Here is a 25,944-nt window from a genome sequence, read left to right on the forward strand (position 1 = left end):
CGTCTTTGCTGTGTAATATTATTTACCGCAGAGGCAAAAATTTACAAAGAGTATCTATTTCATCAATAATTTGTCAATTATTTCAACTGCTTTATTAAATCGTTCTATTTCATTCCCCTTTAATACTTTATAAGGGAAACCTTGCGTTTTTAATTCAGCTTCGAAAATACTGAACATTTCCACGCGATTATAGGGTCTGTCTCTTAAAACATCTGCTTCCCAAGGAATGTCTATATAAGTTAGTAGGTAGATACTATAATTATTTTTGGTTGCTTCATATTTTATTTCTTCTGGACAATATCCATCATAATAATATTCTGAATACACTTTTAACTCTAACAAATTCGTATCCAAAAAAAGCAAGTTGTCAGATTTTTTGGCAATTTTCTTTTCTAGATTTAATTGCCCTTTGGCTATAGGAATTAAATCCTCTTTTGTAACTAGTTCACCTTTATTTTCCCATTTTTCCTCAAGATATTCCCGCATATATTCAGGCACCCAATGCGTTTTATAATGCGTTGCCAATTGTTTTGCCAAGGTGGTTTTACCCGTAGATTCGGGACCAAATAAAACTACTTTTATCAATTGAGAAGACTTTTTTCAGGTTTGTTTAAACTTTTCTGCCAAGCGCGGTATCCAAAAATAGCTACTACAGTAAACAAAAGATATTGAAACGAGCTAAATACCAACCCTTTATAAAGGTATAGCGGAACAGAAATTAAGTCTCCGACAATCCAATAAATCCAATTTTCAAGTTTCTTTTTTGCCATTAGCCACATTCCAACAAAGAAAATTGCTGTGGTAACTATGTCAACATATGCTGTCCAACTATTCCAATTATCCGAAAATTGATAAACGGCAAACACGAAAATTATGGTTGCAATAAATATAAATAATGACGTTTTATGTTCTTTTTTGGTGGTTTTTGTAATTGGTGTATAGTGAGTATCATCCACTTTTCTTGTCCATATATACCAACCGTAAATACTCATAGCAAAGTAATAGGCGTTTATCATCATATCGCCTAAAAGTGAGTAAACCGCAAGTATATAAACAAAAATGGCAGTACTGATTATTCCTGTAGGGTACACCAAAATGTTATCCTGTTTTGCATACCAAACACTTAGAAAACCAAAAATAACGGCAATAACCTCTAGTACTACTAAATGCGTAGGAACTTCTTGGTATTGCGCAAAAAACCAATCAAAAATGGGGCTCATACTCGCTGCGATCAGATTTTACAATTTTTATGTAAAGCAAGCCTCTCTCAACGGCCTCCAAAGCAATTTTCATCTCTTTTTGAAGTAAGCTCATCACCTCATCATACTCTCCATAAACTTGGGTGCTTAATGGGTTCTCGAGAACTGTAAGTCCAGAGTTTCGTAGACTTTTAATGAAATCAATTATCGCTGGTTCGTAATCGTCTTGCAGCGGGCTTAAGGTTAGTTCAACTGAGATTTTCATTATTATTTTTTTTCAAAGTTACAATTATAAATAGTATTTCCTCCCTAGGCATACAGGCAGTGGCAGTTTAGAGTTTCATCCTTATTGTTGTCACTATATCACAGAGAAACAGAGAATTTAATTTTTTACTTGTTTGAAATTTAGTGTTTGAATTTGGGAATTTCTTCAAACGCTGTTCCCATAACAACCATATCGGCTCCGGCGTTATAAGCTTCCTTTTTTTGCTCTTCGCTTCTTATACCACCCCCCACAATTAACGGGATACTTATATTTTTTTTTACTTCTGAAATAATTTTTGAATTTACAACATTCTTAGCTCCACTACCTGCTTCCAAGTAGATGAGTTTAGCGCCCATATACTGTCCTGCAATTGCAGTATCAACAATCGTTTCAATGTTATTCTGAGACAACGGTTGAGTGTTTGTTACCCTTGATACTGCTGAATTATTGCCTCCATCGATTAGAATATACCCTGTAGGAATAATTTCCAAGTTAGAATTTTTCAATTTTGAAATGGATTTTACTTGTTGCCCAATTAAATATTCTGCGTTTCTTCCTGAAAGAAGACTTAAAAATAAAAGTACATCGGCCTCGTTAGTTATTTGTGAAAAATCACCTGGAAATAGAAAAATAGGAAGTTCAGTTTTAGTTTTTATAGCTTTTACTGTTATTTCAGTTTGCCCATTTTCAACTGTACTACCCCCAACAAAAAGATGTGTAGTATCGTTAGGGATTTTATGAAGAAATAATTCAGTTTCAGAAATGTCAAACTTGTCTGGATCGATTAAAATTGCAAGTTGATTTTTACCTGCAGCAATGTTTTTCTGAAAGTATTTGTAGAAAGAATCACCCATGTATTACGCTTCAGCTTGAAGAGCATAAGCACAAGTAAAACCTTCGAACTCGAAGAAATCTACAGTATATTTCTGCTCTTTGCCCTCGTAATTTACATTTGCAGTTGTTTTATTTTCATCTAAAGTAAATTCATCTACATAAATATTTTCCAAAAAGCTTACTCCTTTTTCTGCGTAACTTTTATAAAGCGATTCTTTAGCACACCAAACAATTGTAAGCTTCCGCATCATTGCATCTTCATTTGCAATAGTTCTATACTCTTCAATTGGTGTAAATTTATGAGCAATTCTCAGAATTTTGTTTCGTTGTTTTTCAATGTCTATTCCCACTTCTTTATCACTGATAATTATTGCAGCGAAATTGAACGAATGTGTAATTGATATGTGTTTATCATCTTTTAAATGGGGTTTTCCATTTTCGTCGTAATACAAATCAAAATCGGTATAACCTTCCATGGCCATTAAGTGTCTAATACTCATAAAGCCACGGCGGTGCAACTCGCTTTTCATATTGTTTACACGATTGGCGCAATTCTCTGTCAATTCAATTCCATCGGAAAGAGCCTCAAGAGACTCTTCAATCTTCCAAATGAAGACTTTAGTGCTGGAATTAACTGTTATAGTTTTGTAAAGTGGCATAGACTTTTGAGGGATATTATGTATTTTTGCGGTCTGAAAATCAAAATTAAATATTAACAGATATCCGCATTATAGGGTATAAATATAATAAATATGTCAACTAAAACTGTGCCTTATACGGCCTATAAAGTAAAAGATATTTCTCTGGCAGACTGGGGAAGAAAAGAAATTGAGCTTGCAGAAGCTGAGATGCCGGGCCTTATGTCTCTTCGTGAAGAATACGGGAAGGAACAGCCGCTAAAAGGTGCTCGCATTGCTGGATGTTTACATATGACCATCCAAACTGCTGTACTTATTGAAACATTAGTTGCTCTAGGAGCCGAAGTTACTTGGAGCTCTTGTAATATTTTCTCTACTCAAGATCACGCTGCCGCTGCAATTGCTGCTGCTGGAATTCCAGTTTACGCATGGAAAGGAATGACAGAGGAAGAATTTAATTGGTGTATCGAGCAAACGCTTTTCTTCGGGGAAGAACGCAAGCCTTTAAATATGATTCTTGATGATGGAGGTGACCTTACCAATATGGTTTTGGATACGTATCCAGAACTTGCTGATGCTGTAAAAGGAATTTCTGAAGAAACTACAACTGGTGTTCACCGTCTTTACGAGCGTGTGAAAAAAGGAACTTTACCAATGCCAGCTATTAATATTAACGATAGTGTTACAAAAAGTAAGTTTGATAACAAATACGGATGCCGTGAAAGTGCCGTAGATGCAATTCGCCGTGCAACTGATGTTATGCTTGCTGGAAAGCGTGTAGTGGTTTGTGGATATGGTGATGTTGGAAAAGGAACTGCTGCTTCGTTTAAAGGTGCGGGGAGTATCGTTACTGTAACTGAAATTGATCCTATTTGTGCTTTACAAGCTGCAATGGACGGTTTTGAAGTGAAAAGATTAGAAACTGTTGTTGGCAATGCAGACATTGTAATTACAACCACAGGAAATAAAGATATCGTTCGCGGTGAGCATTTTGAAGCGATGAAGGATAAAACCATTGTGTGTAATATCGGTCACTTCGACAACGAGATTGCTGTTGCTTGGTTAAAGGAAAACCATGGAGACACTCACGTTGAAATTAAGCCACAAGTTGATAAATATACTATCAATGGAAAAGATGTTATTCTTTTAGCTGAAGGTCGTTTAGTAAACTTAGGTTGTGCTACTGGTCACCCAAGTTTTGTAATGAGTAACAGCTTTACAAACCAAACATTAGCTCAAATCGAACTTTGGAAAAATGGTGAAAACTATGAGAACGAGGTTTATATGCTTCCAAAGCATTTAGATGAGAAGGTTGCTAAACTTCACTTAGAAAAGATTGGAGTTGAACTTACAGAGCTTCGCCAGGATCAAGCCGAATACATCGGTGTAACTGTTGAAGGACCTTACAAACCTGAGTACTACAGATATTAATTGATTTACGATTGTAGATTTTAGATTTACAATATTAACATTAGAACCCTTGCAGTCCTGATAATTATTGGGAGCGAGGGTTTTTTTATTGGTTGAAATAAATAGTAACTTAGACAAGCACATTCAAGTCTAAAAATTCAATCAATATGATTAAAAACTCAAAACTCCCAAATATCCCGACCTCCATCTTCTCAGTTATGAGTAAAATGGCGGCAGATTACGACGCCATTAATCTTTCGCAGGGATTTCCAAACTTTCCAACCGATCCTGCTTTAAGTGCACTTGTAGATCAGGCTATGGAAGAGGGTTTCAATCAATACGCACCAATGGCTGGAGATTTTGAACTTAGAATGGAGATTTCAAAAAAGATTGAAAAACTTCACAATCATTTTTATAATCCAGAAACAGAAATCACAGTAACTGCTGGAGCAACTCAAGCAATATTTACAATAATTTCAGCAACAATTTCAAAAGGAGATGAAGTAATTATATTTACCCCTGCTTATGATTGTTATGCGCCTACAGTAGCTTTGTTTGGTGGAAAAGTTGTTCCAATTCAATTAAAACCACCTTACTATAAATTAGATTGGCAAGAAGTTGCAGATAAAATTACTTCATCTACTAAAATGATTATCATCAACAGTCCGCATAACCCAAGTGGAATGCTTTTTTCTGAAGACGATATGCTTCAGTTACAGCATTTAGCTGAAGTAAATGATTTATTCGTTTTAAGTGATGAGGTATACGAACACATTATTTTTGATGGAAACATACATCAAAGTGCTTCAAAATTTGAAAATTTAGCAAACCGCAGTTTTGTTACAGCTTCATTTGGGAAAACATTTCACAATACAGGATGGAAGATTGGATATTGTGTAGCACCTGCACCTTTAATGAAAGAATTTCAAAAATTGCATCAATTTATAGTGTTTAGCGTTAATCACCCTTTTCAAAAAGCATTTGCAACTTACTTAAAAGATGATAGCCAATATTTAAAGCTTTCGGATTTCTACCAGCAAAAGCGTGATTTCTTTCTCAACTTAATGAAAGAATCTAGTTTTAAAATTATCCCTTCCAAGGGAACTTATTTTCAGATGTTAGATTTTTCTGAAATTTCAAATGAGAGTGATATTGTCTTTGCAGAAAGACTTACTAAAGAACATAGAATTGCGACCATACCAACATCGGTTTTTAACAAGGCTGAAAAAGATTATAAACAAATCCGAATCTGCTTTGCAAAAACCGATGATACTTTGGCAGAGGCCGCAAAAATCCTTAATGAGTTTTAAGGATTTTTCTTATTTACTTCTATTAAACTCTTGTTTTTTGTTTTCTCCCAAAAGTTATTTTCTGGGTTGATATCTGCCATTCTTTGTGTAGCATCTATCATCATATTCTTAACTTTTTTTCCATTCTTAATTTCGAATGTATAGGTAGGATATGCCCAAGCCCAGTCGTCTAAAACGGTGCGATTCAACTCAGCAAAAGGGTTTGGCTTTTCTCCCCACATCATTCTTAGTGGAATGTAAAATAACTCTTGCGATCCATCTTCATAAGTTACATATAGATCTATAGGCAGTGGCATTAAACCAATTCTTTCTAAAGTAACCTTAGTGTTTTTACCTTCAGTTTCAACCGCTTTAACTCCATAATCTATCGTATTAGTAGTTTGGGTCCAGTCTGTCAAATACCAATCCAATTCAAATCCTGAAACTTTTTCAGCAGTACGAATAAAATCGTTTGGAGTTGGATGCTTAAATTTGAAATCGGTGTAATAACGCTTCAACGTTTTTGAAAGGTTATCAGGACCAATTACATAGCCAAGTTGTGCTAAGAAAACAGAACCTTTGCTATATGCATTTATACTATAAGCTCGGTTTGTAGCATATCTATCTGCGTGAGTGGTTTGTGGTTGTTCTTGGCCACTAGTTGCGTTAAAAAAGTAACTTCTATATGAACCTGCATGTGGATTAGCTTTGTTTTCTTCCATTACATAATTCATTGCTTCATCTGCAATGTAAACTGTAAACCCTTCATCCATCCACTCGTGTTTACTTTCATTTGTTGCTAACACAAATTGAAACCAAATATGTGCAAGTTCGTGAGCCGTAACACCTACTAAACTTCCAAAATCACGTTCGCCAGTAATCATTGTACTCATAGCATATTCCATTCCGCCATCTCCACCTTGAATTACTGAATATTGCTCATAAGGGTAGGGACCTACATGTTCATTGAAAAATTCCATTAACTCTGCAGTCTTTTTCTGAAGATTTTTCCAGTTTTCTGCAATTTCAGGATTGTCCTTATAAAGAAAGTGAAGTGTAACCCCATTTGGACCTTCATAAGTATCGTGGATGTAGTTATCGTCTGCCGCCCAAGCAAAATCGTGAACGTCTGGCGCTAAAAAGTGCCATGTGTACTTTCCGTTTTTAGGATGCATTGGTTTTTGACCTGGTAGTGTGTAACCATGACCAACCTCGGCTGGATTTTGTAAATATCCAGTACCTCCAATTGTATAATTTTCATCAATTGTAATAGTTACGTCATAATCTCCCCAAACACTGTAAAATTCACGTCCAATATATGGATGTGCATGCCAACCTTCAAAATCGTATTCAGCTATCTTTGGGTACCATTGTGTCATTGTTAATGCTACACCTTCAGCACTTGTTCTACCTGAACGACGTACTTGTAAAGGTACTTGCGCGTCCCACTTCATATTAAATACTGTGGTTTCATTTGGAAGAATAGGCTTATTCAAAATCACTTCCATCACAGTTCCTTTAATAGTGTATTTAACGGCTTCACCATCTTGAGTGAAAAAGGTTGGTTTAATATACCCAATCTCTTCCGATGTCAATTTTGAAATTCTATCACCTACCCTTCTATCTGGATCGGCAATGGTACGAGAGCGCACATCCATTTCACTTCCAGGTTGAAATGCGTTAAAATATAAGTGATAAAAAACTTTGTTTAATGTATCAGGAGAGTTGTTTGTGTATTTCAACTCCTGAGTCCCTTTATATTGATATTTTTCGACATCTACATCGATGTTCATTTTATAATCAACTCTTTGTTGCCAATAACACTTATTGTTTTGTGCAGTGGCCGAATAAAGGGTTGCCGAAAGACCAGAAATTAAAGCGGTTATAAATAATACGCTAAAAATATTTTTCATTATTTACTCATTTTATCTGCCATAATTAAGGCGTTATACAAATTCACCATTTTCCCAGACTTTGAAATTTCTGAGAATGGTTTAGTGTTCGATTGCTCACCTCCTAAAATAACATTTGCAGTTGAAGTTAATCCACTATCCATTAAAATCTGCTTTACTTGAACTGCAGATAGCTCTGGGTAGTATGAACGAATTACAGCTGCCACACCAGCAACTTCAGGTGCTGCCATAGATGTTCCTTGTAAATATTCGTAAGTACTTAATGGTGTTGTTGAATAAATTTTTACACCCGGTGCAAAAACATCCACATTGTTTTTTCCGTAGTTAGAGAAGTTTGCTACTAATTCACTTCCGTATTTATAGTTAAGCGCACCAACGGTCAAGAAGGTATCTGCCATTTCTGGACCATTGTCTACTTGATCGTTTGGATAAACGTTTACAGTATCTAAATCTAACCCATCGTTTCCAGCTGCATTTACAATTAATACATCTTTCGAAGCAGCATACTTAATTGCATCGTAAACCCACTCTGAATTTGGAGAGTAGTATTTTCCGAAGCTAGTATTTAAGATTTTAGCTCCATTATCTACTGCGTAACGAATAGCTAAAGCAATATCTTTATCGTACTCATCACCATCTGGTACTGCACGAACAGACATGATTTGAACATTATTAGCTACACCATTCATTCCAATTCCATTGTCGCGTTGTGCTGCGATAATTCCTGCTACGTGTGTTCCGTGTTTAGCTTCTTCTCTTAATTCATCCGGCCCAGCAACATTGCCATCACCGTAAATATTATCAGTGATATCGTAAGGATCGTCTCCTAATACTGCACGGAAATCTTTTGTCATATTAAAATGATTCTGCTCTCTAGAATTGAAGTACTTTAATCCTCCTTCAATATTTTCGATAAGTTCAGGTATAGAGTCTCCAAAACTCAACATTTGGTTAAGCATTCCTATTTGTTGCTGCTCTTCAGCAGTAGGGTTTTTAATAGCAGCTAAATCTTCTTTAGTGTAATCTTCTTTACCTAGCTTTTTCGCCATTGCTTGATGCACTGGTTTTATTTGAGAAAGCATTTGCCCGTAACGAGCTATATTCATATCAACCTCAGCCTTTTCTTTTTCATACTCAGCTAACGCCTTTTGATAGATAGCAAATTCTGCTCTATCAGCTGCACTAATTGAAGACTCGGTTTTACCTTCATATTTTGGTTTAAGTTTTCTGATAATACGAACAAACTCCATATTCTCACCAGTGATATCACCTAGGAAGTTCCATCCGTAAACATCATCTATAAATCCATTATTGTCATCGTCAATTCCATTTCCAGGTATTTCACCAGGATTCGTCCACAGTACATTCTTAAGGTCTTCGTGGTCTATATCTACACCGCTGTCAATAACACCTACAATAACAGTTTTTCCTTTTCTTTTTCCAATTAATTCATTGTACGCTTTATCAACACTCATTCCAGGAACTGTATCGGCCACAAGATCCATCATTGGCCAGTTCTTTAATTCAGCATCGGTTAATGGAGCTGTTTTTAAGGGATTCGTATCTATGTTTTCAATTGGAGTAGCAATAATTGCTGAGGCACCACCGCAGCTAGCCAAGACAGTTGAAAAACCAACTGCAAGTAAAGAGATCTTAAAAATATTCATTTTATAGTAATTAAAGTGTTAGTTAAAGAATTCTGTTAGGGAAAAAGTTTCGTTAAGTCGAACCCCTTTTTCGGTATTTTTTACTGTAATAATTGGGTTGTGAGCATCGTGCTCTAGAAAAAGATAGAAATTGTTCTCTGCAGCCTTGTTCAGAAATTTTTCTTTTTCGGGAAGGGTTAATAGTGGTCTTGTATCATACCCCATTACAAACGGAAGTGGTAAATGACCAGCCGTAGGAAGCAAATCTGCCATAAAAACCAACGTTTTTCCTTTATAGTTTATATGCGGAATCATTTGTTTATCGGTATGTCCATCGACATAAAGAATTCCAAAGTCCAGCTCCTTAGCCTCCGAAAAGTCTGACGTTGGCTGCTCTACAAATTTAAGCTGCCCGCTTTCTTGCATTGGTAAAATATTTTCTTTTAGAAAAGAAGCTTGCTCACGTCTATTAGGCTCTGTAGCCCACTTCCAATGGTCTTTATTGCTCCAGTATGTCGCGTTTTTAAAAGCAGTTTCATAGCCTGTTCGTTCCTTATTCCACTGAACACTACCACCACAATGATCGAAGTGTAAGTGTGTCATAAAAACATCGGTAATATCGTCACGATGAAATCCATGTTTCTTTAAAGAGCTGTCAAGGTTGTGGTCGCCCCATCTAAAATAGTAACCGAAGAACTTCTCACTTTGTTTATCACCCATTCCGGTGTCAATAAGTGTTAATCGATCGCCATTTTCAATAAGAAGACAACGCGCAGCGATATCAATCATATTATTTTGGTCCGCAGGATTCGTCCTCGTCCATAAGGTTTTTGGCACAACGCCGAACATTGCACCGCCATCTAATTTAAAATTACCGGCTTCAATTGGAAATAGTTGCATAATTTGAAGAAATGAGTTGCAAAATAACAAAAGCGTTACACTCCTAAGGCCCAAGTAAAAATAATTATACTATTTTTAACAAATTATTCTTTTTCAGTGGAAGAGAAAATTTTTTAATTTGCCAAAACCCCGTTTTTTATGGTAGAACTTGCAGGAATTATAATTTTAGGAATATTGGCTCAGTGGGTAGCTTGGAAATTTAAAATACCTGCCATTTTACCTTTAATTATGATTGGCCTCTTGGTAGGACCAATCTCTACACTTATTTCTGCTGATGGAACTCAATGGCTTCAGCCCATTTGGAATGGAGAAAAAGGGCTCTTCCCCGGGGAGAATCTCTTCTATTTTGTATCACTAGCGGTAGGAATTATACTTTTTGAAGGAGGACTAACGCTCAAACGCGATGAGATTTCTAAAGTAGGGCCGGCAATCGGTAAACTTATAAGTATAGGTGCCGCGATTACATTTATTGGAGCTGGTGCGGCTGCACACTATATTTTTGGATTAGACTGGAGAATTTCGTTTCTATTTTCAGCCTTGATTATAGTAACAGGTCCGACGGTGATTTCTCCTATTTTGAGGAATATTCCACTGAAAAAAGACGTTGCTGCAGTGTTGCGATGGGAAGGTATATTAATTGACCCTATTGGCGCACTTGTAGCTGTACTTGTCTATGAGTTTATAAGTGTTGAAGGCGATTCGGGCTATACTAAGCAAGCATTACTAGACTTCGGAAAAATTGTATTAATAGGTATGTCCTTTGGTATTACCGCGGGATATGCGCTTTATTTTGCCATTAAAAAGAAACTTGTACCTCATTATCTATCTAATGTTGTTGCACTTTCAATGGTAATGGCGGTATTCGTAATCAGCGACTTGTTTGCTCACGAATCTGGTTTATTAGCCGTGGTAGTAATGGGAATGTTTTTAGGAAACAGCGATCTTCCCAGTCTTAAGGAACTCCTTTACTTTAAAGAATCACTGAGTGTTTTACTAGTGTCAATTCTATTTATTCTACTTGCCGCAAATATTAGCATTGAAGATTTGCTATTAGTTTACAACTGGAAAACGGCAATATTATTAGCTATTATTATTTTTATTTTGCGGCCATTAACTGTCTTTGCCAGTACTACCGGTTCCTCTCTTAAAGTAAATGAAAAACTTTTTATTAGCTGGGTAGGACCTCGTGGGATAGTTGCCGCTGGTATTTCATCTTTATTTGGAACTAAACTTGTTACAAAAGGTGTTGTGGGTGCCGAATACATTACACCATTAGTTTTTGCTGTGGTTTTAATTACAGTAATTTTAAACGCAACTACTGCCAGATTAGTTGCTGGATGGATGGGAGTTTACCTTAAAAAGTCTGAAGGAATTTTAATTGTAGGAGCTTCAAAAGCATCTAGACTAATTGCCACTTATTTACATAAAAACGAACGCCACGTAGTGCTAGTAGATTCTAACCAGCTAAATATTAATAGAGCTAAAGAATTAGGATTAGAAGCCTTTACTGCGAATATCTATACCGATGATTTAACAGACAATATAGAGCTAAATGATGTGGGATATATACTAGCCATGACGGGGAGTGACGAAATTAACAAGCAAGCAATTAACCGATTTGAAAAATATTTTGGGGAAAATGGAACATTTAGGTTAATTACCTCAGACGAAATGAAAAAGAACAAAAACTTATCGATTAAAGAATTGTTCTCTTATACTCACGATTACTCTAGGTTTGCACAAGTTGCCCAAGAATTCCCGTCTATACAAGAAATTCCTGTTGAAAATCACAATCAGTTTTTAAGAGTTCTCAATATTGTTGGTGAAGATAAAAATGCAATCCCGCTATTTTTAAAACACCCAGACGGATTTTTAGACCTGATTACTTCCCCTACTGAATTAGAAACTGAAGAAGGAAGTAATTTAGTTTACTTAGGAAAACCTATGGATTTTGAAGATGTAGTAAATGCTACGCGTTCAGAGAACGAAGGTAAATCTGAGAAATAAACCGTTGAAATTTTTGTTTTTAGATAAAAAGAAAAAATGAAGAAAGTCTATTATATTACAGGAATCATTTGCATCCTTTTCGTTTCCTCTTGTAAAAAAGACGACGGAAGATCTTGCACTACTTGCTCTTCACCTTCAACATTAGATTTTGAAGTGTGTGAAGAAAGCAATGGCAATGCTTCTGTAAACGGACAAGATACAGGGACTCCCTACGGAACTTATATTTCTGGTTTAGAAGAAACTGGTGCTAGCTGCGGAAATTAGTCATTTAGCTTAAGCACAGCCATAAACGCTTCCTGAGGAATTTCAACATTCCCTACTTGACGCATACGCTTTTTACCTTTCTTCTGCTTTTCAAGAAGTTTACGCTTTCTAGAAATATCACCCCCATAACATTTTGCGGTAACATCCTTTCTAAGTGCTTTAACCGTTTCACGAGCAATAATTTTTGCTCCAATAGCAGCTTGAATAGGAATATCAAATTGTTGTCTTGGGATTAGTTCGCGAAGTTTTTCGCAAATTTTCTTTCCAATATCATAAGCATTATCTCGGTGAAGCAAAGCAGAAAGTGCATCTACAACGTTTCCATTTAATAACACATCTACCTTAACTAAGTGAGATTGACGCATTCCTATTGGAGAATAATCGAAAGAAGCATAACCTTTAGAAACTGTTTTTAATCGATCGTAAAAGTCGAAAACAATCTCTGCCAAAGGCATATCAAAAGTTAGCTCTACACGTTCGGTAGTTAAATACGTCTGATTTGTAATTTCACCTCTCTTTTCAATACAAAGAGACATTACAGAACCAACAAAATCTGACTTTGTAATAATTGTGGCCTTTATAAATGGTTCCTCTACTCTATTTAAAGTTGAAGGTTCAGGTAAGTCGGAAGGGTTATTCACCAAAATTGGTGTATCCGGCTCTTTATTAGTAAATGCATGATATGATACGTTTGGCACGGTAGTAATTACTGTCATGTCAAACTCTCTTTCCAATCTCTCTTGAATAATCTCTAAGTGTAGCATTCCCAAGAAACCACAACGGAAACCAAATCCAAGAGCTGCAGAACTTTCAGGAATAAATATTAAAGAAGCATCATTCAACTGAAGTTTTTCCATTGAGTTTCTCAACTCCTCATAATCCTCAGTATCTACAGGATAAATTCCAGCAAAAACCATAGGTTTAACATCTTCGAATCCTTCAATCATATTGACTGTCGGATTTTTTGAATCGGTAATGGTATCACCTACTTTTACTTCTTTAGCCTCTTTGATTCCTGTAATTAAATACCCAACATCTCCAGCTTTAATCGAATCTTTTGGAAGTTGTTTTAATTTTAAAGTTCCAACTTCATCGGCGTAATAACTTTTTCCGGTAGCCATAAATTTTATGTGCTGCCCTTTTTTTATTTCACCATTTAAAACTCTAAAGTACGTTTCAACACCACGGAATGGATTGTAAACAGAATCGAATATCAAAGCTTGTAAGGGCTCATCCAATACACCTGTTGGTGGTGGAATTCGCTCGATAATAGCGCTAAGTATTTCTTCAATACCAAGCCCTGTTTTTGCACTAGCTGGAATCACCTCTTCTGGCTTACACCCTAGAAGGTCTACAATATCATCGGTAACCTCCTCAACATTAGCCGAAGGAAGATCTACTTTGTTTAATACTGGAATAATTTCCAAATCATTTTCTAGCGCTAAGTATAAATTAGAAATCGTTTGCGCCTGAATACTTTGTGCAGCATCTACAATTAGTAATGCGCCTTCACAGGCAGCAATAGATCGAGAAACTTCATATGAAAAATCTACGTGACCAGGAGTGTCAATTAAGTTTAATACGTATTGCTCACCCTTGTACATATAGTCCATCTGTATCGCGTGACTTTTAATAGTAATACCACGCTCGCGCTCCAAGTCCATACTATCTAATAGTTGCGCTTGTTTTTCACGACTAGTAACGGAACCTGTGGCGTCCAATAGTCGGTCGGCCAAAGTACTTTTCCCGTGGTCAATATGCGCTATAATACAAAAGTTTCTGATGTTCTTCATAAATTAATCCTTCTTCGTGCTACGAATTGCAAATATAGATTAAAAGAGTGATTATTTTAGTTATGATGCAGTAGTTAATAATAATTTCATTAGTAGAACTAATTTTAATAAACGACATAAGACTTTTAGACGTAAGACATAAGACCTAAAAAATATTACATAAAATTAGCGCATTTTAAAAATAAATAACGACAAAATACTATACATCAATATTTTACAGGTCAAATCTTATGTCTTACGTCCTTTAGCGAAGCGGTCTTAAGTCTTAGTAAGGCAATAGTGATTTATTATACTGATATTTACTACTTTTGCATTCTCAAATAAAAAGAAATTGCCAAAAATAGGAAACATACAACTGCCTGATTTTCCATTATTACTAGCCCCAATGGAAGACGTAAGCGATCCGCCCTTCCGTGCACTTTGTAAGGAACAAGGCGCCGATGTGGTTTTTACTGAATTTATCTCTTCGGAAGGACTTATTCGGGATGCTGCAAAAAGTGTGATGAAGCTTGATATTTATGAAAAGGAACGCCCTGTAGGAATTCAGATTTTTGGAGCTGTTCTAGAATCTATGTTGCGCAGTGTAGAAATTGTAGAAGCCAGCGGTCCAGACATTATCGACATTAACTTTGGTTGTCCCGTAAAAAAAGTAGTAAGTAAAGGCGCAGGTGCAGGGATTTTAAAGGATATCGATTTAATGGTTAGCCTTACCGAAGCCATGGTAAAGCACACAAAACTGCCTGTAACCGTAAAAACACGATTAGGCTGGGATCACGATAGTATAAAAATTATGGAAGTTGCCGAACGTTTACAGGATGTAGGCTGCCAAGCAATTTCTATACACGGTCGTACTCGCGCCCAAATGTATAAAGGTAATGCCGATTGGGCTCCTATTGCCGAAGTAAAAAACAATCCAAGAATGCATATTCCTGTATTTGGAAATGGAGATGTTGATACGCCCGAAAAAGCAATGGAAATGCGCGATAAATATGGGTTGGACGGTGCAATGATAGGCCGTGCTAGTATTGGATATCCTTGGTTTTTTAAAGAAGTAAAACACTATTTTAAAACTGGCGAACACTTACCACCCCCATCGATGCTTGAGCGTGTAGAAGCCGCCAAACGCCACTTACAAATGGCAATTGATTGGAAAGGTGAAAAACTTGGCGTTTTTGAAACCCGCCGCCATTATACCAACTATTTTAAAGGAATTCCAAACTTTAAGGAATACCGAATGAAAATGGTAACTAGCGATGATTCTGCTTCCGTTTTTGAAGCTTTTGATGAGGTTTTGGAAGCGTTTGGGGATTATGAGTTTGCATAGTTTTTTGCTAATAAAAAAAACCTTCCCCGAATAGAGGAAGGTTAAGGGATTATTGCGATTATTTTACTTTTGTATGGTAATGTTCCACGGTCTTTCAATATAATTATCGGGATCGTTAAAGCGTTGGAGCAATGTGCCGTTTTTAAATATATCGAAATAACGGAATTCTGGATATCGTGTGCTATCCCGACCACGTAAGGTATCTATGTCTGAAATATTTTTATAAAGTAGCAAGAGTATATTATTTATTACCCATTCAGTACCTTCTTCTGGCTCTTCGCCGGACTCCCACCCGATACTTAACCCGAATGGCCCAAATACTCTTTTTTCCAACATGGCTGAGATCTCCACATCAACGGGCAATGTAATCCAATCGCCATTAAAAATTAAGTGGCCTTCTTCATCAAGGAAGCCACCTTTTGCCTCAACCTCGCCTTCGTTATATGGCGAGCCATCGGGTTTTTGTAAATCCAAGTAAACATCAAAACTCATAGGATAACCGACTGGTGTATTATTTTCTTCTTTGTTGCATCCTAAAATGAGCAATAAAGAAAAGACAAGAATTATATAAAATGTTTTCATAATATTATTTTTTAAGGATTAGCTTTTTGGTAAAAACGCCCGTTGCGCCTTCGAGTCTTACGTAATAAATACCATTGGGCAAGGAGGAAACGCTTATGATATTTACATTGTTCTCAAGCAACACATCAACAATCTTTTGGTTAGAGCCGTAAAAAGTGTCTAACAAATACTCTTCAGCACCTGTGGTTGTTCCACAGCCCAAAGCGGCTTCTTGGCCATTCTGTGCCATTAAGGCAAAAGGAATTAAAAATAAAAAAGACAGAAACCATCTTTTTAAATAAGGGAGGGGGGAGGGGGAGAGAGAGGGGGCTAAGATTTTTAAAAATAAAATTTTATCAAACATACTCCAAATTAATTACAAGAAAATTAATTTTTTTGTTTTTTTACAATAGAATTGTGAAAAATATTAAAAAATAATAAGCGATGACTCTGCTTACATTTTTAAAGTTTTTGATGATTAAAAGTTTGTTTAAATAAATAAACTGTTTTTCATTAAAAACCTTTCTATCTTTGACGTTTAAATTGGCCTAATGCAAACCCTCAAAATAATAAGCAATCAATATATAACCCATAACGTAAAACGTTTTGTACTAGAAAAACCGAAAGATTTCACCTACGCCCCCGGCCAATCGGCGGTTATTTCTATAAATATTCCGGGCTGGGAAAATCAGCTACGTCCCTACACGTTTACTTCATTACAGCATTGGGATTATTTAGAGATCATCGTAAAAATTTACGAAGAGCACGAAGGCGTTAGCGCTCAAATGGGAAAACTCAACACGGGAGCAGAGCTTCTACTTCACGAGGTTTTTGGGACTATAAAATATAAAGGGCCAGGTATTTTTATTGCTGGCGGAACTGGGATAACTCCATTTATCGCAATTTTTAGAGCGCTTTTTGAAAGTGGAAATCTACGCAAAGTAGCCTTGTTGTATTCCAACAGAACAAAAGACGATATTATACTACACGATGAATTGACAAAAATGCTAGGCCCCGCCTATAAAAATGTGTTTACAAAAGAAGGAGTAATTGGTTTTCGCGAACGCCGAATAGACCGCAAATACCTTATTGAAACTATTGGAAATTTTGATTCTCGTTTTTACGTGTGTGGCCCACAAGATTTTACAGAAGAAATTTATGAAGCATTGGTAAGTCTAGGTGCAGACCCCGAATATTTGGTTGTTTAATCTAAGATGTAAGACCATCCCGATAGCTATCGGGACTGAAAGACTTAATACATATGACTTGCCTATTTATATGTTGGTGATTAAGAAAATTTCTTAATCATTAAATTTCGTTGTGAAGCTTAACAAAAAGATGTCACTCAATAGGTGTTGTTTATACCCCAGTTATCATCGACTAAACTGAGTTTTTTAATCTTTAATTTGAACACTAAATATTTGTAGTTCAATTAAAGGCGAATACTTCTAAACCAACAACTTCTCTCGCACCCTACTCGAGGCTATTTTGGATGCGAGGATACCTAAAACGCTTATGGTTACAAACACTACTATAATGTTTACCAGGTTTAGCTTTACGGGATAAGGCAGAGTATTAGTTATTGCTACGAATCCAAACTTTAACTGCGCCAAAACAGCAAGAACCCCAAGAGAAATCCCTACTATACCACCTAACACAGTCATTAATGTTCCTTGCAAAAAGAAGATACGGCGTATTTCTCTAAGCGAGGCTCCCATATTATAGAGTGTTTTTATGTTTTTTCGCTTGTCTAGAATCATCATTATTATAGATCCCACTACATTGAAAAGTGCAATAATCATTACTAAAGTAAAAATTAGGTAAACAGCAATGTTTTCCGTGTTCAGCATTTTATAAAGCGCGTCATTTTGCTGAATTCTGTTTTTAACAACAACACCTTCAGGGAAAACTTTTTCAATATTTGCCCTAACAGATTCTTCTGAAGCATTTGAAAGCATCTTTATTTCAATTGCAGAAATTTTGGATTCATCAAGCGATAGTAAATCTCTGGCAAAATCCATATCGGTAAATACATATTTAGAATCTAAATCCTCATTAACACTGTAAACTCCTGAAACTACAGTCCGTTTTTTCGTGAATGCATTTGTGGGATCTAGAGCATTTAACTGCCCTGTACCCGGCTTAGGAACATATATTTCTAATGGATTACTATAATCATTTAGATATAATGAGAGCTTACTTGAAGTTCCTAAACCAATAACCACTTCGCTAAGGGAAGGTTCAAACCACAATCCAGCAATCATAATGCTATCTATAGAATTTACACTTCCATAAACCGTATCCACACCTTTTATATAGGCGATATGGTTTTTTCCTTTGTAGTGTAGAAAAACACGTTCTTCAATAATTTCTGAAAAGACTTCGATTCCCTCAATTTTCGCTAATTGTTGCTTTTGTGCTTCTGAAAAAGAAATGGTTTTTCCACTTTCAGGAAGGATTTTTAAATCGCTATCAAATTCGTTTGTAAACTGAAGACTGAATTCTTTTAAGCCAGAAAATCCTGAAAGCACAATAAACAAAGCCATTGCACCAACTACCACTCCAATCGCTGCAATACCAGTAATAATATTAATGGCATTGTTGCTACTTTTTGAAAACAAATAACGCTTTGCGATGTAGAGGGAAAAATTCAAGCTATGACTTTTTTCTTTTCGGAAGTAAATCAGGGTTTTTCAGCGGATTATCTTCACCTTTTACTGCACGATCTATCTTTTCTATATATTCTAAAGAGTCGTCATTGTAAAATGTAAGGTCTGGCATTTTTCGAAGCTGATGCTTTGTAAGCTGGGCTATTTGATGTTTAATATGAGGTTTATTTTTATTTAATTCAACAACAATTGCCTCAGCTTTATCTGCTGGAAACACACTTACATATACCTTTGATATAGAAAGGTCTGTGGTTACTGTTACTTTACTTACCGATATAATTATACCTGTTTGCCCCGCCTCGCGTAGCATTCCTTGTAGTACATTTGCCAAGTCGTTCTGCAAAACACTGGCTATCTTTTTTTGTCTATTACTTTCTTCCATACTGCAAAAATAGAACATAAAACTGTATCGAGTGCATTTATACCGCTAAGCTTGTAGAATTATAATAGAAATAAGTTTGTATTTTTGCAGATACAAGTAATAAAATGGAGAAAATAGAACATATTGGCATTGCGGTAAAAAACATTTCAGAAGCTAATAAGGTTTACGAAGCCTTGCTAGGCAGCGCACCGTATAAAAGTGAAAAGGTGGAAAGCGAAGGCGTAGAAACTTCTTTCTTTAGAAGTGGAGAAAGCAAAATTGAACTTTTAGAAGCTACCAACCCAGAAAGCCCTATCGCAAAATTCATTGAAAAACGTGGCGAAGGAATTCACCACATAGCTTTTGCAGTCGATGATATTAAGTCTGAGATGGAAAGATTGAAAAAAGAAGGATTTATATTGTTAAACGAAACCCCTAAAAAAGGCGCTGATAATAAGTTAGTTGCCTTCCTTCATCCCAAGTCTGCCAATGGAGTTTTGGTTGAACTTTGTCAAGAAATTAAGGAATAAATTTCTTGTAGAGTTTTAAAATTAGTAGTAATATTGCATCCTCTTAACCGGTCCTATAGCTCAGTTGGTTAGAGCACTTGACTCATAATCAAGTGGTCCCTGGTTCGAGCCCAGGTGGGACCACCACAAAACAAAGTCTTGCGTTGCAAGACTTTGTTTTTTTTATAGAAATTCTTACTATTTTACTCGGGTTATTCTTAAAAAGATAAATTTATCTCAGAATGTTCTTAAAATAATTTAGTAGAGTAGTTAAAAAATTGTTACTTTAGGCACGTGTTTACCGTCCCCACCATTATATAACATTCATGATATCATTTTTATATACGGTAGTTTTTCTTGCATTACAGTCGGTTACGGAAACCCAAGGTCCTCCGCCACCCGCTCGTGATGGCGATCCAGAAGGCCCTCAGCTACCAATTGATGACAACTTATGGATATTACTTGTGGCAGGATTGATGTTTGGAATTTATATTCTTTACAAAAGAAATCAAGTTATGAATAGGGCTGCATCAGGTTCTTAACGTACTTCCCAATTATATCAAATTCTAAATTTACTTTATCACCAACTTTAATTTCTTTAAAGTTTGTATGTTCATAAGTATATGGAATTATAGCCACACTAAACTGTGATTTTTTTGAATCAACAACAGTTAAGCTTACACCATTAACCGTTATAGAACCTTTTTCAACTGTGCTAAATTCAGAATTAGAATATTGAAAAGTGTAAACCCAACTTCCATCAGCTTCTTTAATATTAATACATTCGGCTACACCATCAACATGACCTTGCACAATATGCCCATCCAACCTATCTCCTAATTTCATTGCTCTTTCTAAATTTACAAGAGCGTTGTTTTTTAGGGAATTTAAATTCGATTTCTCTAAGGTTTCCTGAATTGCTGTAACCACATAGGCGTCGTCTTTTATTTCAACAACAGTTAAACACACCCCGTTATGCGAAACACTTTGGTCTATTTTTAACTCACTCGCCAAAGGAGATTTTATTTCAATATGAAGGTTTTCACCGTCTTTTGTAAGTTCAGCTACTTCACCTAGCGTTTCTATAATACCTGTGAACATTGATAAATTTTTTTCTAAAGTTAGTTGTGGATTTTGAAAATATGTTTAACATTATATCTTAAAGCACGCATTCAAGTATAAACGAACTTTATAAATCTTCTTGCTATTCATTAATAATAGAAGAAAAGAAAATTGATTTCGTTTTATTTAAAATATTATAATCAAAATGCACAATGTGTTAGTTACATTTGTAGTGCAAAAATAACAATTAAAAAATGGGTACAGAAGATAAAATAGTTGTTGGAATTTCAATAGGCGACATTAATGGAATTGGTAGTGAAATTATTTTAAAAACCTTCGAAGATTCTAGGATGCTAGAGTTTTGCACCCCTGTGATATTTGCTTCAGTTAAATTGATGTCTTTTTTCAAAAAACATTTTGAAACGGATATCAACTTCCACGGAATAGACAAAATAGAAGATTTAATTCCGAAGAAAATAAACGTATTGAATGTTTGGAAAGAACACGTAAACGTTTCCTTCGGTGAAGAAAATGAAAAAGGTGGCGAATACGCAATAAAATCTTTAAAAGCAGCAGTTGCAGCTCTAAAAGAAAGTAAAATTGACGCATTAGTAACAGCTCCAATAAATAAAAGTAATATTCAATCTGAAGGATTTAATTTTCCAGGGCATACAGATTATTTAGCACAGGAATTACAAGGAGATAGCTTAATGCTTCTTATCTCGGAAAGCTTGAGAGTAGGCCTTTTAACCGATCACGTTGCAGTTAAAGATGTAGTAAAAAACATTACTCGTGAGCGAATTGACAATAAAATTAATACCATCCATCAAACACTAATTGAAGACTTTGCCATCGAAAAACCAAAAATCGCCGTTTTAGGTATAAATCCACACACTGGCGACAATGGTGTAATTGGCGACGAAGATGATACGTTATTACGTCCAGCACTAGACAATATTCGTAAAAACGGCAAAATGGTATTTGGCCCTTATGCTGCCGATAGTTTTTTTGGATCAGGAAATTATAAAAATTTTGACGCCATAATCGCTTCATATCACGATCAAGGATTAATTCCTTTTAAGACATTAGCTTTTGGAAAAGGCGTAAACTTTACAGCAGGTTTAAATAGAATCCGAACATCCCCAGATCACGGGACAGCCTTTGATTTGGCGGGTAAAAACGAAGCTAATTTTGAATCGTTTCGAGAAGCTATATTTAGCGCTATTTCAATCTATCACACACGCGAAGAGTACAAGGAAATTTCCAAAAATCCCTTACAAACTTCACGCAAAAGAAGCTACTCGAAAAAGAAATAGAAAAACTAATTTGCATTTGAAATAATTTTTTATCTTTGCACCCGCCTTATCCGTAAGGTTAAGGTCTTAAATTTAGGTGTGATAATGAAGGAATTGAAAGAATTTACCATCCCTTTTGTAGGGTTGAAGTTAGGAAAACACCAGTTTAACTTTGAATTAAATAAAGCGTTCTTTGAGCATTTTGAGTATGACGAATTTAATAACGCAGCTATTAATCTCAACGTATTGCTGGATAAAACAAGCACGTTATTAGAGTTTACATTAACTTTTGACGGAAGAGTAAACGTTGCTTGTGATATTACAAACGAATTATATGATCAGGAAATTTCAGGATCATACAAATTTGTAGTGAAATTTGGAGAAGAATACAATGATGAGAATGAAGATTTACTAATTATTCCTCACGGAAGTTATGAAGTAAACATTCAGCAATTCATTTATGAATCGATTGTTTTGGCAATGCCATCACGAAAAATTCACCCTGGAGTAGAAGACGGCACATTAAAGAGCGACATACTAGATAAACTTGAAGAACTTAGTCCGAAAGCAATTGATGAAGAATCGGTTGTGGAAGACGAGAATACCGATCCCCGTTGGGATTCATTAAAAAAACTATTAACGGATAAATAATAAATAGCAATGGCACATCCAAAGAGAAAAATCTCGAAAACAAGAAGAGATAAAAGAAGAACGCATTATAAAGCTACTGCACCTACTCTTGCAACTGACCCTACAACAGGTGAGTCACATCTTTTCCATAGAGCTCATTGGCACGAAGGAAAAATGTACTACCGCGGACAAGTTGTTATCGATGCAACTGAGCAGGTAGAAGCTTAAACTTATTTACAATTACTGGGAACTCTCACGGGAACGTGAGGGTTTTTTTATTTTTTAACTTTGCAAAAAGTCAAAAAACGACATACTAGTGCCGAAATTCAAGTAAAATTTAGTAATTTTCACACCTTTTAAAGGGTTTTTACTCTTTTATGTGAATTTTAATTCCGCTTTATGAACAATATAACGGCAGCCATTACCGCTGTAGGAAGTTACGTGCCAGATTACGTTCTCTCTAACAAAGTTCTAGAAACAATGGTCGATACCAACGACGAATGGATTACATCTAGAACGGGAATAAAAGAAAGAAGAATATTAAAGGACAAGGATAAGGGCACTTCCTATTTAGCTATACAGGCAGCAAAAAACCTGCTAGAAAAAAGCAATACAGACCCAGCAGAAATTGACATGGTTATTATGGCAACCGCAACGCCAGATATGCCAGTTGCTACAACAGGTGTTTACGTAGCCACACAAATTGGTGCCGTAAATGCTTTTGCTTACGATTTAGTTGCGGCTTGCTCAAGCTTTCTCTTTGGAATGTCTACAGCAGCACGCTACATAGAATCTGGAAAATACAAAAAAGTACTCTTAATAGGCGCAGATAAAATGTCGTCTATTATTGATTATACCGATAGAACTACATGTATAATATTTGGAGATGGCGGAGGAGCAGTTTTATTCGAACCTAATACTGAAGGTCTTGGCGTTCAAGATGAACACTTACGTACCGATGGAATAGGAAGACCATTTCTTAAAATTGATGCGGGTGGATCTTTACTCCCAGCCTCAATAGAAACTGTAAACAACAAACAACACTTCGTGCATCAAGAAGGAAAAACGGTATTTAAGTTTGCTGTTTCTAACATGGCAGATGTTTGTGAAAAAGTGATGAAGAAAAACAACCTGACTGGAGAAGATGTAGATTGGCTAGTTCCTCATCAAGCAAACAAACGAATTATAGATGCTACTTCTACAAGAATGAACCTACCTCCTGAAAAGGTCATGATGAATATTCATAAATACGGAAATACTACATCAGCTACATTACCTTTGTGTTTATCCGATTATGAGAAACAACTTAAAAAAGGAGATAATTTAATATTTGCTTCCTTTGGAGGAGGCTTTACTTGGGGCGCCGTTTACCTTAAATGGGCTTACAATTCAAAATAATTTTAACCACCTAAAGACTAAATTTTCTAATATGGAATTAAAGGATATACAAAACTTAATCAAGTTTGTGGCAAAAAGTGGTGCCAGCGAAGTGAAACTAGAAATGGAGGATATCAAAATCACCATTAAAACTGGTTCTGATGATAGTAAGGGTGAAACTACTTACATTCAGCAAATCCCTACTATGCAAGCGCAACCTCAAATGCAGCAACCGCAAATTCAACAGGTTCCTGCTGCCGATGCAACTGAAGCAAAGAAAGAAGAGGCAGATTCTAAACTTATTACTATAAAGTCTCCAATTATCGGAACTTTTTATAGAAAACCATCTCCAGACAAAGCACCATTTGTTGAAGTTGGAAGCAATATCAATACAGGAGATGTACTTTGTGTGATTGAAGCTATGAAACTTTTCAACGAAATTGAAAGTGAAGTTTCTGGTAAAATAGTAAAGGTTCTTGTAGACGACTCTTCACCAGTTGAGTTCGATCAACCTTTATTTTTAGTAGATCCATCATAAATATAAACTCCAAATCCCAAATCCAAATCCCAATATTTTTGGAATTTGAGGTTCGGAATTTGTTATTTAAGGAAAAGTTATGTTTAAAAAGATATTAATTGCAAATAGGGGCGAAATAGCACTGCGCATAATTCGTACCTGTCGCGAGATGGGAATTAAGTCTGTAGCAGTTTACTCTACAGCCGACGAAGAGAGTTTGCACGTACGCTTTGCAGATGAAGCTGTATGTATTGGACCAGCACCAAGTCACTTAAGTTACTTGAAAATGTCTAATATTATAGCTGCTGCGGAAATTACAAATGCAGATGCAATCCACCCTGGTTATGGATTCCTTTCAGAAAACGCTAAGTTTTCTAAAATTTGCCAAGAACACGGTATTAAATTTATCGGAGCATCACCTGAAATGATTGACCGTATGGGTGATAAAGCTTCAGCAAAAGCTACTATGAAAGCCGCTGGAGTTCCTACAGTTCCTGGAAGTGAAGGGATTTTAGAATCTTTCGAAGAATGTGAAAAAGTAGCCGAAGAAATTGGGTACCCAGTAATGTTGAAAGCTACTGCCGGTGGTGGTGGTAAAGGTATGAGAGCTGTTTGGAAGAAAGAAAATCTTAAAAAAGCTTGGGATAGTGCACGCCAAGAAGCTGCAGCAGCCTTCGGAAACGACGGGATGTATATGGAAAAGCTTATTGAAGAGCCACGCCATATCGAAATACAAATTGTTGGAGATAGCAACGGTAAAGCTTGTCATTTAAGTGAGCGTGATTGCTCTATTCAGCGTCGTCACCAAAAGCTTACCGAAGAAACTCCAAGCCCTTTTATGACCGATAAACTGCGTACCGATATGGGTAACGCAGCTGTAAAAGCGGCAGAATTCATAAAATACGAAGGTGCTGGAACTATCGAATTCCTAGTAGATAAGCACAGAAACTTCTACTTTATGGAAATGAATACTCGTATTCAGGTTGAGCACCCAATTACAGAACAAGTAATTGATTACGACTTAATAAGAGAGCAAATATTAGTTGCTGCTGGAATTCCAATTTCTGGTAAAAACTACACTCCAAAACTTCATTCGATTGAATGTAGAATTAATGCGGAAGATCCATATAACGATTTCCGTCCTTCACCAGGTAGAATTAATGTTTTACATGCGCCAGGGGGTCACGGGGTTCGCTTAGATACACACGTTTACGCAGGATACACAATTGTACCAAATTACGATTCTATGATCGCTAAGCTTATTACAACCGCTCAAACAAGAGAGGAAGCAATTAGCAAAATGAAGCGTGCCTTAGATGAATTCGTAATTGAAGGAATAAAAACTACAATTCCGTTCCACCGTCAATTAATGGATCACCCAGACTATATCGCAGGAAATTACACTACTGCTTTTATGGATACATTCAAAATGGATAAACAAGTTGAAGATTAATTTAAGTAATAAGTAAATAGCGTTTTAC

28 protein-coding genes and 1 tRNA gene are annotated in these 25,944 nt (G+C 36.0%); 15 read left to right on the plus strand and 14 right to left on the minus strand.

What is annotated here, in order from left to right:
• Positions 1 to 54: 54 nt before the first annotated feature.
• The 5 genes from H4O20_RS09650 to H4O20_RS09670 all read right to left on the minus strand — a co-directional run bounded on the left by H4O20_RS09650 (position 55) and on the right by H4O20_RS09670 (position 2,957).
• Positions 55 to 585, minus strand: coding sequence for an AAA family ATPase (locus H4O20_RS09650; protein ID WP_185099111.1), 531 nt, complete (start codon positions 583 to 585; stop codon positions 55 to 57).
• Positions 582 to 1,220, minus strand: a complete 639-nt coding sequence (pnuC, locus tag H4O20_RS09655) for a nicotinamide riboside transporter PnuC (protein ID WP_185099112.1) — start codon at positions 1,218 to 1,220, stop codon at positions 582 to 584. The genes H4O20_RS09650 and pnuC overlap by 4 nt, the downstream gene beginning before the upstream one ends.
• Positions 1,204 to 1,464: a thiamine-binding protein gene (locus H4O20_RS09660; protein WP_139853923.1), complete on the minus strand. Its 261-nt coding sequence runs from the start codon at positions 1,462 to 1,464 to the stop codon at positions 1,204 to 1,206. Before H4O20_RS09660 ends, pnuC begins: the two co-directional genes overlap by 17 nt.
• Positions 1,465 to 1,604: 140 nt before the next feature.
• Positions 1,605 to 2,318 carry a geranylgeranylglyceryl/heptaprenylglyceryl phosphate synthase gene (locus H4O20_RS09665; RefSeq protein WP_185099113.1) on the minus strand — a complete coding sequence of 238 codons (714 nt, stop codon included), beginning with the start codon at positions 2,316 to 2,318 and terminating at the stop codon, positions 1,605 to 1,607.
• Positions 2,319 to 2,321: 3 nt separating this feature from the next.
• Entirely contained in the window at positions 2,322 to 2,957 is a 636-nt protein-coding gene (locus tag H4O20_RS09670; RefSeq protein WP_139853925.1) for a 4'-phosphopantetheinyl transferase family protein, read from the minus strand.
• 93 nt (positions 2,958 to 3,050) lie between these two features.
• Between H4O20_RS09670 and ahcY the strand changes: the two genes are divergently transcribed.
• Complete coding sequence (ahcY, locus tag H4O20_RS09675) at positions 3,051 to 4,367, plus strand: adenosylhomocysteinase (RefSeq protein WP_185099114.1); 1,317 nt, start codon at positions 3,051 to 3,053, stop codon at positions 4,365 to 4,367.
• Positions 4,368 to 4,513: 146 nt separating this feature from the next.
• Positions 4,514 to 5,656, plus strand: a complete 1,143-nt coding sequence (locus tag H4O20_RS09680) for a methionine aminotransferase (protein ID WP_185099115.1) — start codon at positions 4,514 to 4,516, stop codon at positions 5,654 to 5,656.
• Here the strand turns inward: H4O20_RS09680 and H4O20_RS09685 are convergent.
• The 3 genes from H4O20_RS09685 to H4O20_RS09695 are packed head-to-tail and all read right to left on the minus strand — an operon-like array spanning position 5,653 to position 10,094.
• Positions 5,653 to 7,548 (minus strand): M1 family metallopeptidase, encoded by a 1,896-nt coding sequence (locus H4O20_RS09685; protein WP_185099116.1) that lies wholly within the window; start codon positions 7,546 to 7,548, stop codon positions 5,653 to 5,655. The two genes, H4O20_RS09680 and H4O20_RS09685, sit on opposite strands and share 4 nt — an antisense overlap.
• Positions 7,548 to 9,215, minus strand: a complete 1,668-nt coding sequence (locus tag H4O20_RS09690) for a S8 family serine peptidase (protein WP_185099117.1) — start codon at positions 9,213 to 9,215, stop codon at positions 7,548 to 7,550. Before H4O20_RS09690 ends, H4O20_RS09685 begins: the two co-directional genes overlap by 1 nt.
• A gap of 18 nt (positions 9,216 to 9,233) precedes the next feature.
• On the minus strand, positions 9,234 to 10,094 hold the full coding sequence (locus H4O20_RS09695; protein WP_139853930.1) for an MBL fold metallo-hydrolase: 861 nt from the start codon (positions 10,092 to 10,094) through the stop codon (positions 9,234 to 9,236).
• A 138-nt stretch (positions 10,095 to 10,232) separates the two neighbouring features.
• Here H4O20_RS09695 and H4O20_RS09700 point away from each other — a divergent pair, with 138 nt between their 5' ends.
• Both H4O20_RS09700 and H4O20_RS09705 read left to right on the plus strand, forming a co-directional pair.
• Positions 10,233 to 12,101: a sodium:proton antiporter gene (locus H4O20_RS09700; protein WP_139853931.1), complete on the plus strand. Its 1,869-nt coding sequence runs from the start codon at positions 10,233 to 10,235 to the stop codon at positions 12,099 to 12,101.
• A 36-nt stretch (positions 12,102 to 12,137) separates the two neighbouring features.
• Positions 12,138 to 12,365 (plus strand): hypothetical protein, encoded by a 228-nt coding sequence (locus H4O20_RS09705; RefSeq protein WP_139853932.1) that lies wholly within the window; start codon positions 12,138 to 12,140, stop codon positions 12,363 to 12,365.
• On the opposite strand, the gene lepA is transcribed toward H4O20_RS09705, so the two are convergent.
• Positions 12,362 to 14,158 carry a translation elongation factor 4 gene (gene lepA, locus H4O20_RS09710; protein WP_165144745.1) on the minus strand — a complete coding sequence of 599 codons (1,797 nt, stop codon included), beginning with the start codon at positions 14,156 to 14,158 and terminating at the stop codon, positions 12,362 to 12,364. The genes H4O20_RS09705 and lepA overlap by 4 nt on opposite strands.
• A 331-nt stretch (positions 14,159 to 14,489) precedes the next feature.
• Here lepA and dusB point away from each other — a divergent pair, with 331 nt between their 5' ends.
• On the plus strand, positions 14,490 to 15,482 hold the full coding sequence (gene dusB, locus H4O20_RS09715; protein ID WP_185099118.1) for a tRNA dihydrouridine synthase DusB: 993 nt from the start codon (positions 14,490 to 14,492) through the stop codon (positions 15,480 to 15,482).
• Positions 15,483 to 15,545: 63 nt separating this feature from the next.
• Here dusB and H4O20_RS09720 read toward each other — a convergent pair whose 3' ends face one another.
• Complete coding sequence (locus tag H4O20_RS09720) at positions 15,546 to 16,064, minus strand: hypothetical protein (RefSeq protein WP_185099119.1); 519 nt, start codon at positions 16,062 to 16,064, stop codon at positions 15,546 to 15,548.
• Positions 16,065 to 16,068: 4 nt separating this feature from the next.
• The gene (locus H4O20_RS09725) at positions 16,069 to 16,407 is read right to left on the minus strand and encodes a T9SS type A sorting domain-containing protein (protein ID WP_185099120.1); all 339 of its coding nucleotides are present in this window, start codon (positions 16,405 to 16,407) and stop codon (positions 16,069 to 16,071) included.
• 187 nt (positions 16,408 to 16,594) lie between these two features.
• On the opposite strand from H4O20_RS09725, the gene H4O20_RS09730 reads away from it, so the two are divergent.
• Positions 16,595 to 17,251, plus strand: coding sequence for an FAD-binding oxidoreductase (locus H4O20_RS09730; protein WP_185099121.1), 657 nt, complete (start codon positions 16,595 to 16,597; stop codon positions 17,249 to 17,251).
• A 240-nt stretch (positions 17,252 to 17,491) separates the two neighbouring features.
• Here H4O20_RS09730 and H4O20_RS09735 read toward each other — a convergent pair whose 3' ends face one another.
• Both H4O20_RS09735 and rbfA read right to left on the minus strand, forming a co-directional pair.
• Positions 17,492 to 18,697 (minus strand): ABC transporter permease, encoded by a 1,206-nt coding sequence (locus H4O20_RS09735; RefSeq protein ID WP_185099122.1) that lies wholly within the window; start codon positions 18,695 to 18,697, stop codon positions 17,492 to 17,494.
• A 1-nt stretch (position 18,698) separates the two neighbouring features.
• Positions 18,699 to 19,094: a 30S ribosome-binding factor RbfA gene (gene rbfA / locus H4O20_RS09740; RefSeq protein ID WP_165144759.1), complete on the minus strand. Its 396-nt coding sequence runs from the start codon at positions 19,092 to 19,094 to the stop codon at positions 18,699 to 18,701.
• A 104-nt stretch (positions 19,095 to 19,198) separates the two neighbouring features.
• Here rbfA and mce point away from each other — a divergent pair, with 104 nt between their 5' ends.
• The 3 genes from mce (at position 19,199) to H4O20_RS09755 (ending at position 20,124) form a co-directional block, all read left to right on the plus strand.
• The gene (gene mce, locus H4O20_RS09745) at positions 19,199 to 19,603 is read left to right on the plus strand and encodes a methylmalonyl-CoA epimerase (protein WP_185099123.1); all 405 of its coding nucleotides are present in this window, start codon (positions 19,199 to 19,201) and stop codon (positions 19,601 to 19,603) included.
• A gap of 49 nt (positions 19,604 to 19,652) precedes the next feature.
• Positions 19,653 to 19,729: transfer RNA gene (locus H4O20_RS09750), tRNA-Ile, on the plus strand.
• A gap of 179 nt (positions 19,730 to 19,908) precedes the next feature.
• A complete protein-coding gene (locus tag H4O20_RS09755; RefSeq protein WP_185099124.1) occupies positions 19,909 to 20,124 on the plus strand; it encodes a hypothetical protein in 216 nt (71 codons plus the stop codon).
• On the opposite strand, the gene H4O20_RS09760 is transcribed toward H4O20_RS09755, so the two are convergent.
• Entirely contained in the window at positions 20,096 to 20,683 is a 588-nt protein-coding gene (locus H4O20_RS09760) for a riboflavin synthase (protein WP_185099125.1), read from the minus strand. The two genes, H4O20_RS09755 and H4O20_RS09760, sit on opposite strands and share 29 nt — an antisense overlap.
• A 215-nt stretch (positions 20,684 to 20,898) precedes the next feature.
• Here H4O20_RS09760 and pdxA point away from each other — a divergent pair, with 215 nt between their 5' ends.
• The 6 genes from pdxA (at position 20,899) to accC (ending at position 25,916) form a co-directional block, all read left to right on the plus strand.
• On the plus strand, positions 20,899 to 21,960 hold the full coding sequence (pdxA, locus tag H4O20_RS09765; RefSeq protein WP_185099126.1) for a 4-hydroxythreonine-4-phosphate dehydrogenase PdxA: 1,062 nt from the start codon (positions 20,899 to 20,901) through the stop codon (positions 21,958 to 21,960).
• Positions 21,961 to 22,044: 84 nt separating this feature from the next.
• Positions 22,045 to 22,590 (plus strand): DUF177 domain-containing protein, encoded by a 546-nt coding sequence (locus H4O20_RS09770; RefSeq protein WP_139853942.1) that lies wholly within the window; start codon positions 22,045 to 22,047, stop codon positions 22,588 to 22,590.
• Positions 22,591 to 22,599: 9 nt separating this feature from the next.
• Entirely contained in the window at positions 22,600 to 22,797 is a 198-nt protein-coding gene (gene rpmF / locus H4O20_RS09775; RefSeq protein ID WP_062620449.1) for a 50S ribosomal protein L32, read from the plus strand.
• 171 nt (positions 22,798 to 22,968) lie between these two features.
• On the plus strand, positions 22,969 to 23,967 hold the full coding sequence (locus tag H4O20_RS09780; protein WP_139853943.1) for a beta-ketoacyl-ACP synthase III: 999 nt from the start codon (positions 22,969 to 22,971) through the stop codon (positions 23,965 to 23,967).
• A 31-nt stretch (positions 23,968 to 23,998) separates the two neighbouring features.
• Complete coding sequence (gene accB / locus H4O20_RS09785; RefSeq protein ID WP_185099127.1) at positions 23,999 to 24,484, plus strand: acetyl-CoA carboxylase biotin carboxyl carrier protein; 486 nt, start codon at positions 23,999 to 24,001, stop codon at positions 24,482 to 24,484.
• 79 nt (positions 24,485 to 24,563) lie between these two features.
• The gene (gene accC, locus H4O20_RS09790) at positions 24,564 to 25,916 is read left to right on the plus strand and encodes an acetyl-CoA carboxylase biotin carboxylase subunit (RefSeq protein ID WP_185099128.1); all 1,353 of its coding nucleotides are present in this window, start codon (positions 24,564 to 24,566) and stop codon (positions 25,914 to 25,916) included.
• Positions 25,917 to 25,944: the final 28 nt, after the last annotated feature.

The organism is Aequorivita sp. 609 (genome assembly GCF_014212065.1).
Classification (GTDB): Bacteria; Bacteroidota; Bacteroidia; order Flavobacteriales; family Flavobacteriaceae; genus Aequorivita; species Aequorivita sinensis.

Coding starts and splice junctions, on each gene's coding strand:
- H4O20_RS09690 (WP_185099117.1), bottom strand. CDS start 9,215: ATGAATATTTTTAAGATCTCTTTACTTGCAGTTGGTTTTTCAACTGTC.
- H4O20_RS09670 (WP_139853925.1), bottom strand. CDS start 2,957: ATGCCACTTTACAAAACTATAACAGTTAATTCCAGCACTAAAGTCTTC.
- H4O20_RS09755 (WP_185099124.1), top strand. CDS start 19,909: ATGATATCATTTTTATATACGGTAGTTTTTCTTGCATTACAGTCGGTT.
- lepA (WP_165144745.1), bottom strand. CDS start 14,158: ATGAAGAACATCAGAAACTTTTGTATTATAGCGCATATTGACCACGGG.
- H4O20_RS09770 (WP_139853942.1), top strand. CDS start 22,045: ATGAAGGAATTGAAAGAATTTACCATCCCTTTTGTAGGGTTGAAGTTA.
- H4O20_RS09725 (WP_185099120.1), bottom strand. CDS start 16,407: ATGTTTGATAAAATTTTATTTTTAAAAATCTTAGCCCCCTCTCTCTCC.
- H4O20_RS09760 (WP_185099125.1), bottom strand. CDS start 20,683: ATGTTCACAGGTATTATAGAAACGCTAGGTGAAGTAGCTGAACTTACA.
- H4O20_RS09700 (WP_139853931.1), top strand. CDS start 10,233: ATGGTAGAACTTGCAGGAATTATAATTTTAGGAATATTGGCTCAGTGG.
- H4O20_RS09660 (WP_139853923.1), bottom strand. CDS start 1,464: ATGAAAATCTCAGTTGAACTAACCTTAAGCCCGCTGCAAGACGATTAC.
- H4O20_RS09730 (WP_185099121.1), top strand. CDS start 16,595: ATGCAAACCCTCAAAATAATAAGCAATCAATATATAACCCATAACGTA.
- accC (WP_185099128.1), top strand. CDS start 24,564: ATGTTTAAAAAGATATTAATTGCAAATAGGGGCGAAATAGCACTGCGC.
- pnuC (WP_185099112.1), bottom strand. CDS start 1,220: ATGAGCCCCATTTTTGATTGGTTTTTTGCGCAATACCAAGAAGTTCCT.
- H4O20_RS09685 (WP_185099116.1), bottom strand. CDS start 7,548: ATGAAAAATATTTTTAGCGTATTATTTATAACCGCTTTAATTTCTGGT.
- H4O20_RS09720 (WP_185099119.1), bottom strand. CDS start 16,064: ATGAAAACATTTTATATAATTCTTGTCTTTTCTTTATTGCTCATTTTA.
- rbfA (WP_165144759.1), bottom strand. CDS start 19,094: ATGGAAGAAAGTAATAGACAAAAAAAGATAGCCAGTGTTTTGCAGAAC.
- H4O20_RS09680 (WP_185099115.1), top strand. CDS start 4,514: ATGATTAAAAACTCAAAACTCCCAAATATCCCGACCTCCATCTTCTCA.
- mce (WP_185099123.1), top strand. CDS start 19,199: ATGGAGAAAATAGAACATATTGGCATTGCGGTAAAAAACATTTCAGAA.
- ahcY (WP_185099114.1), top strand. CDS start 3,051: ATGTCAACTAAAACTGTGCCTTATACGGCCTATAAAGTAAAAGATATT.
- rpmF (WP_062620449.1), top strand. CDS start 22,600: ATGGCACATCCAAAGAGAAAAATCTCGAAAACAAGAAGAGATAAAAGA.
- pdxA (WP_185099126.1), top strand. CDS start 20,899: ATGGGTACAGAAGATAAAATAGTTGTTGGAATTTCAATAGGCGACATT.
- accB (WP_185099127.1), top strand. CDS start 23,999: ATGGAATTAAAGGATATACAAAACTTAATCAAGTTTGTGGCAAAAAGT.
- H4O20_RS09705 (WP_139853932.1), top strand. CDS start 12,138: ATGAAGAAAGTCTATTATATTACAGGAATCATTTGCATCCTTTTCGTT.
- H4O20_RS09695 (WP_139853930.1), bottom strand. CDS start 10,094: ATGCAACTATTTCCAATTGAAGCCGGTAATTTTAAATTAGATGGCGGT.
- H4O20_RS09665 (WP_185099113.1), bottom strand. CDS start 2,318: ATGGGTGATTCTTTCTACAAATACTTTCAGAAAAACATTGCTGCAGGT.
- H4O20_RS09780 (WP_139853943.1), top strand. CDS start 22,969: ATGAACAATATAACGGCAGCCATTACCGCTGTAGGAAGTTACGTGCCA.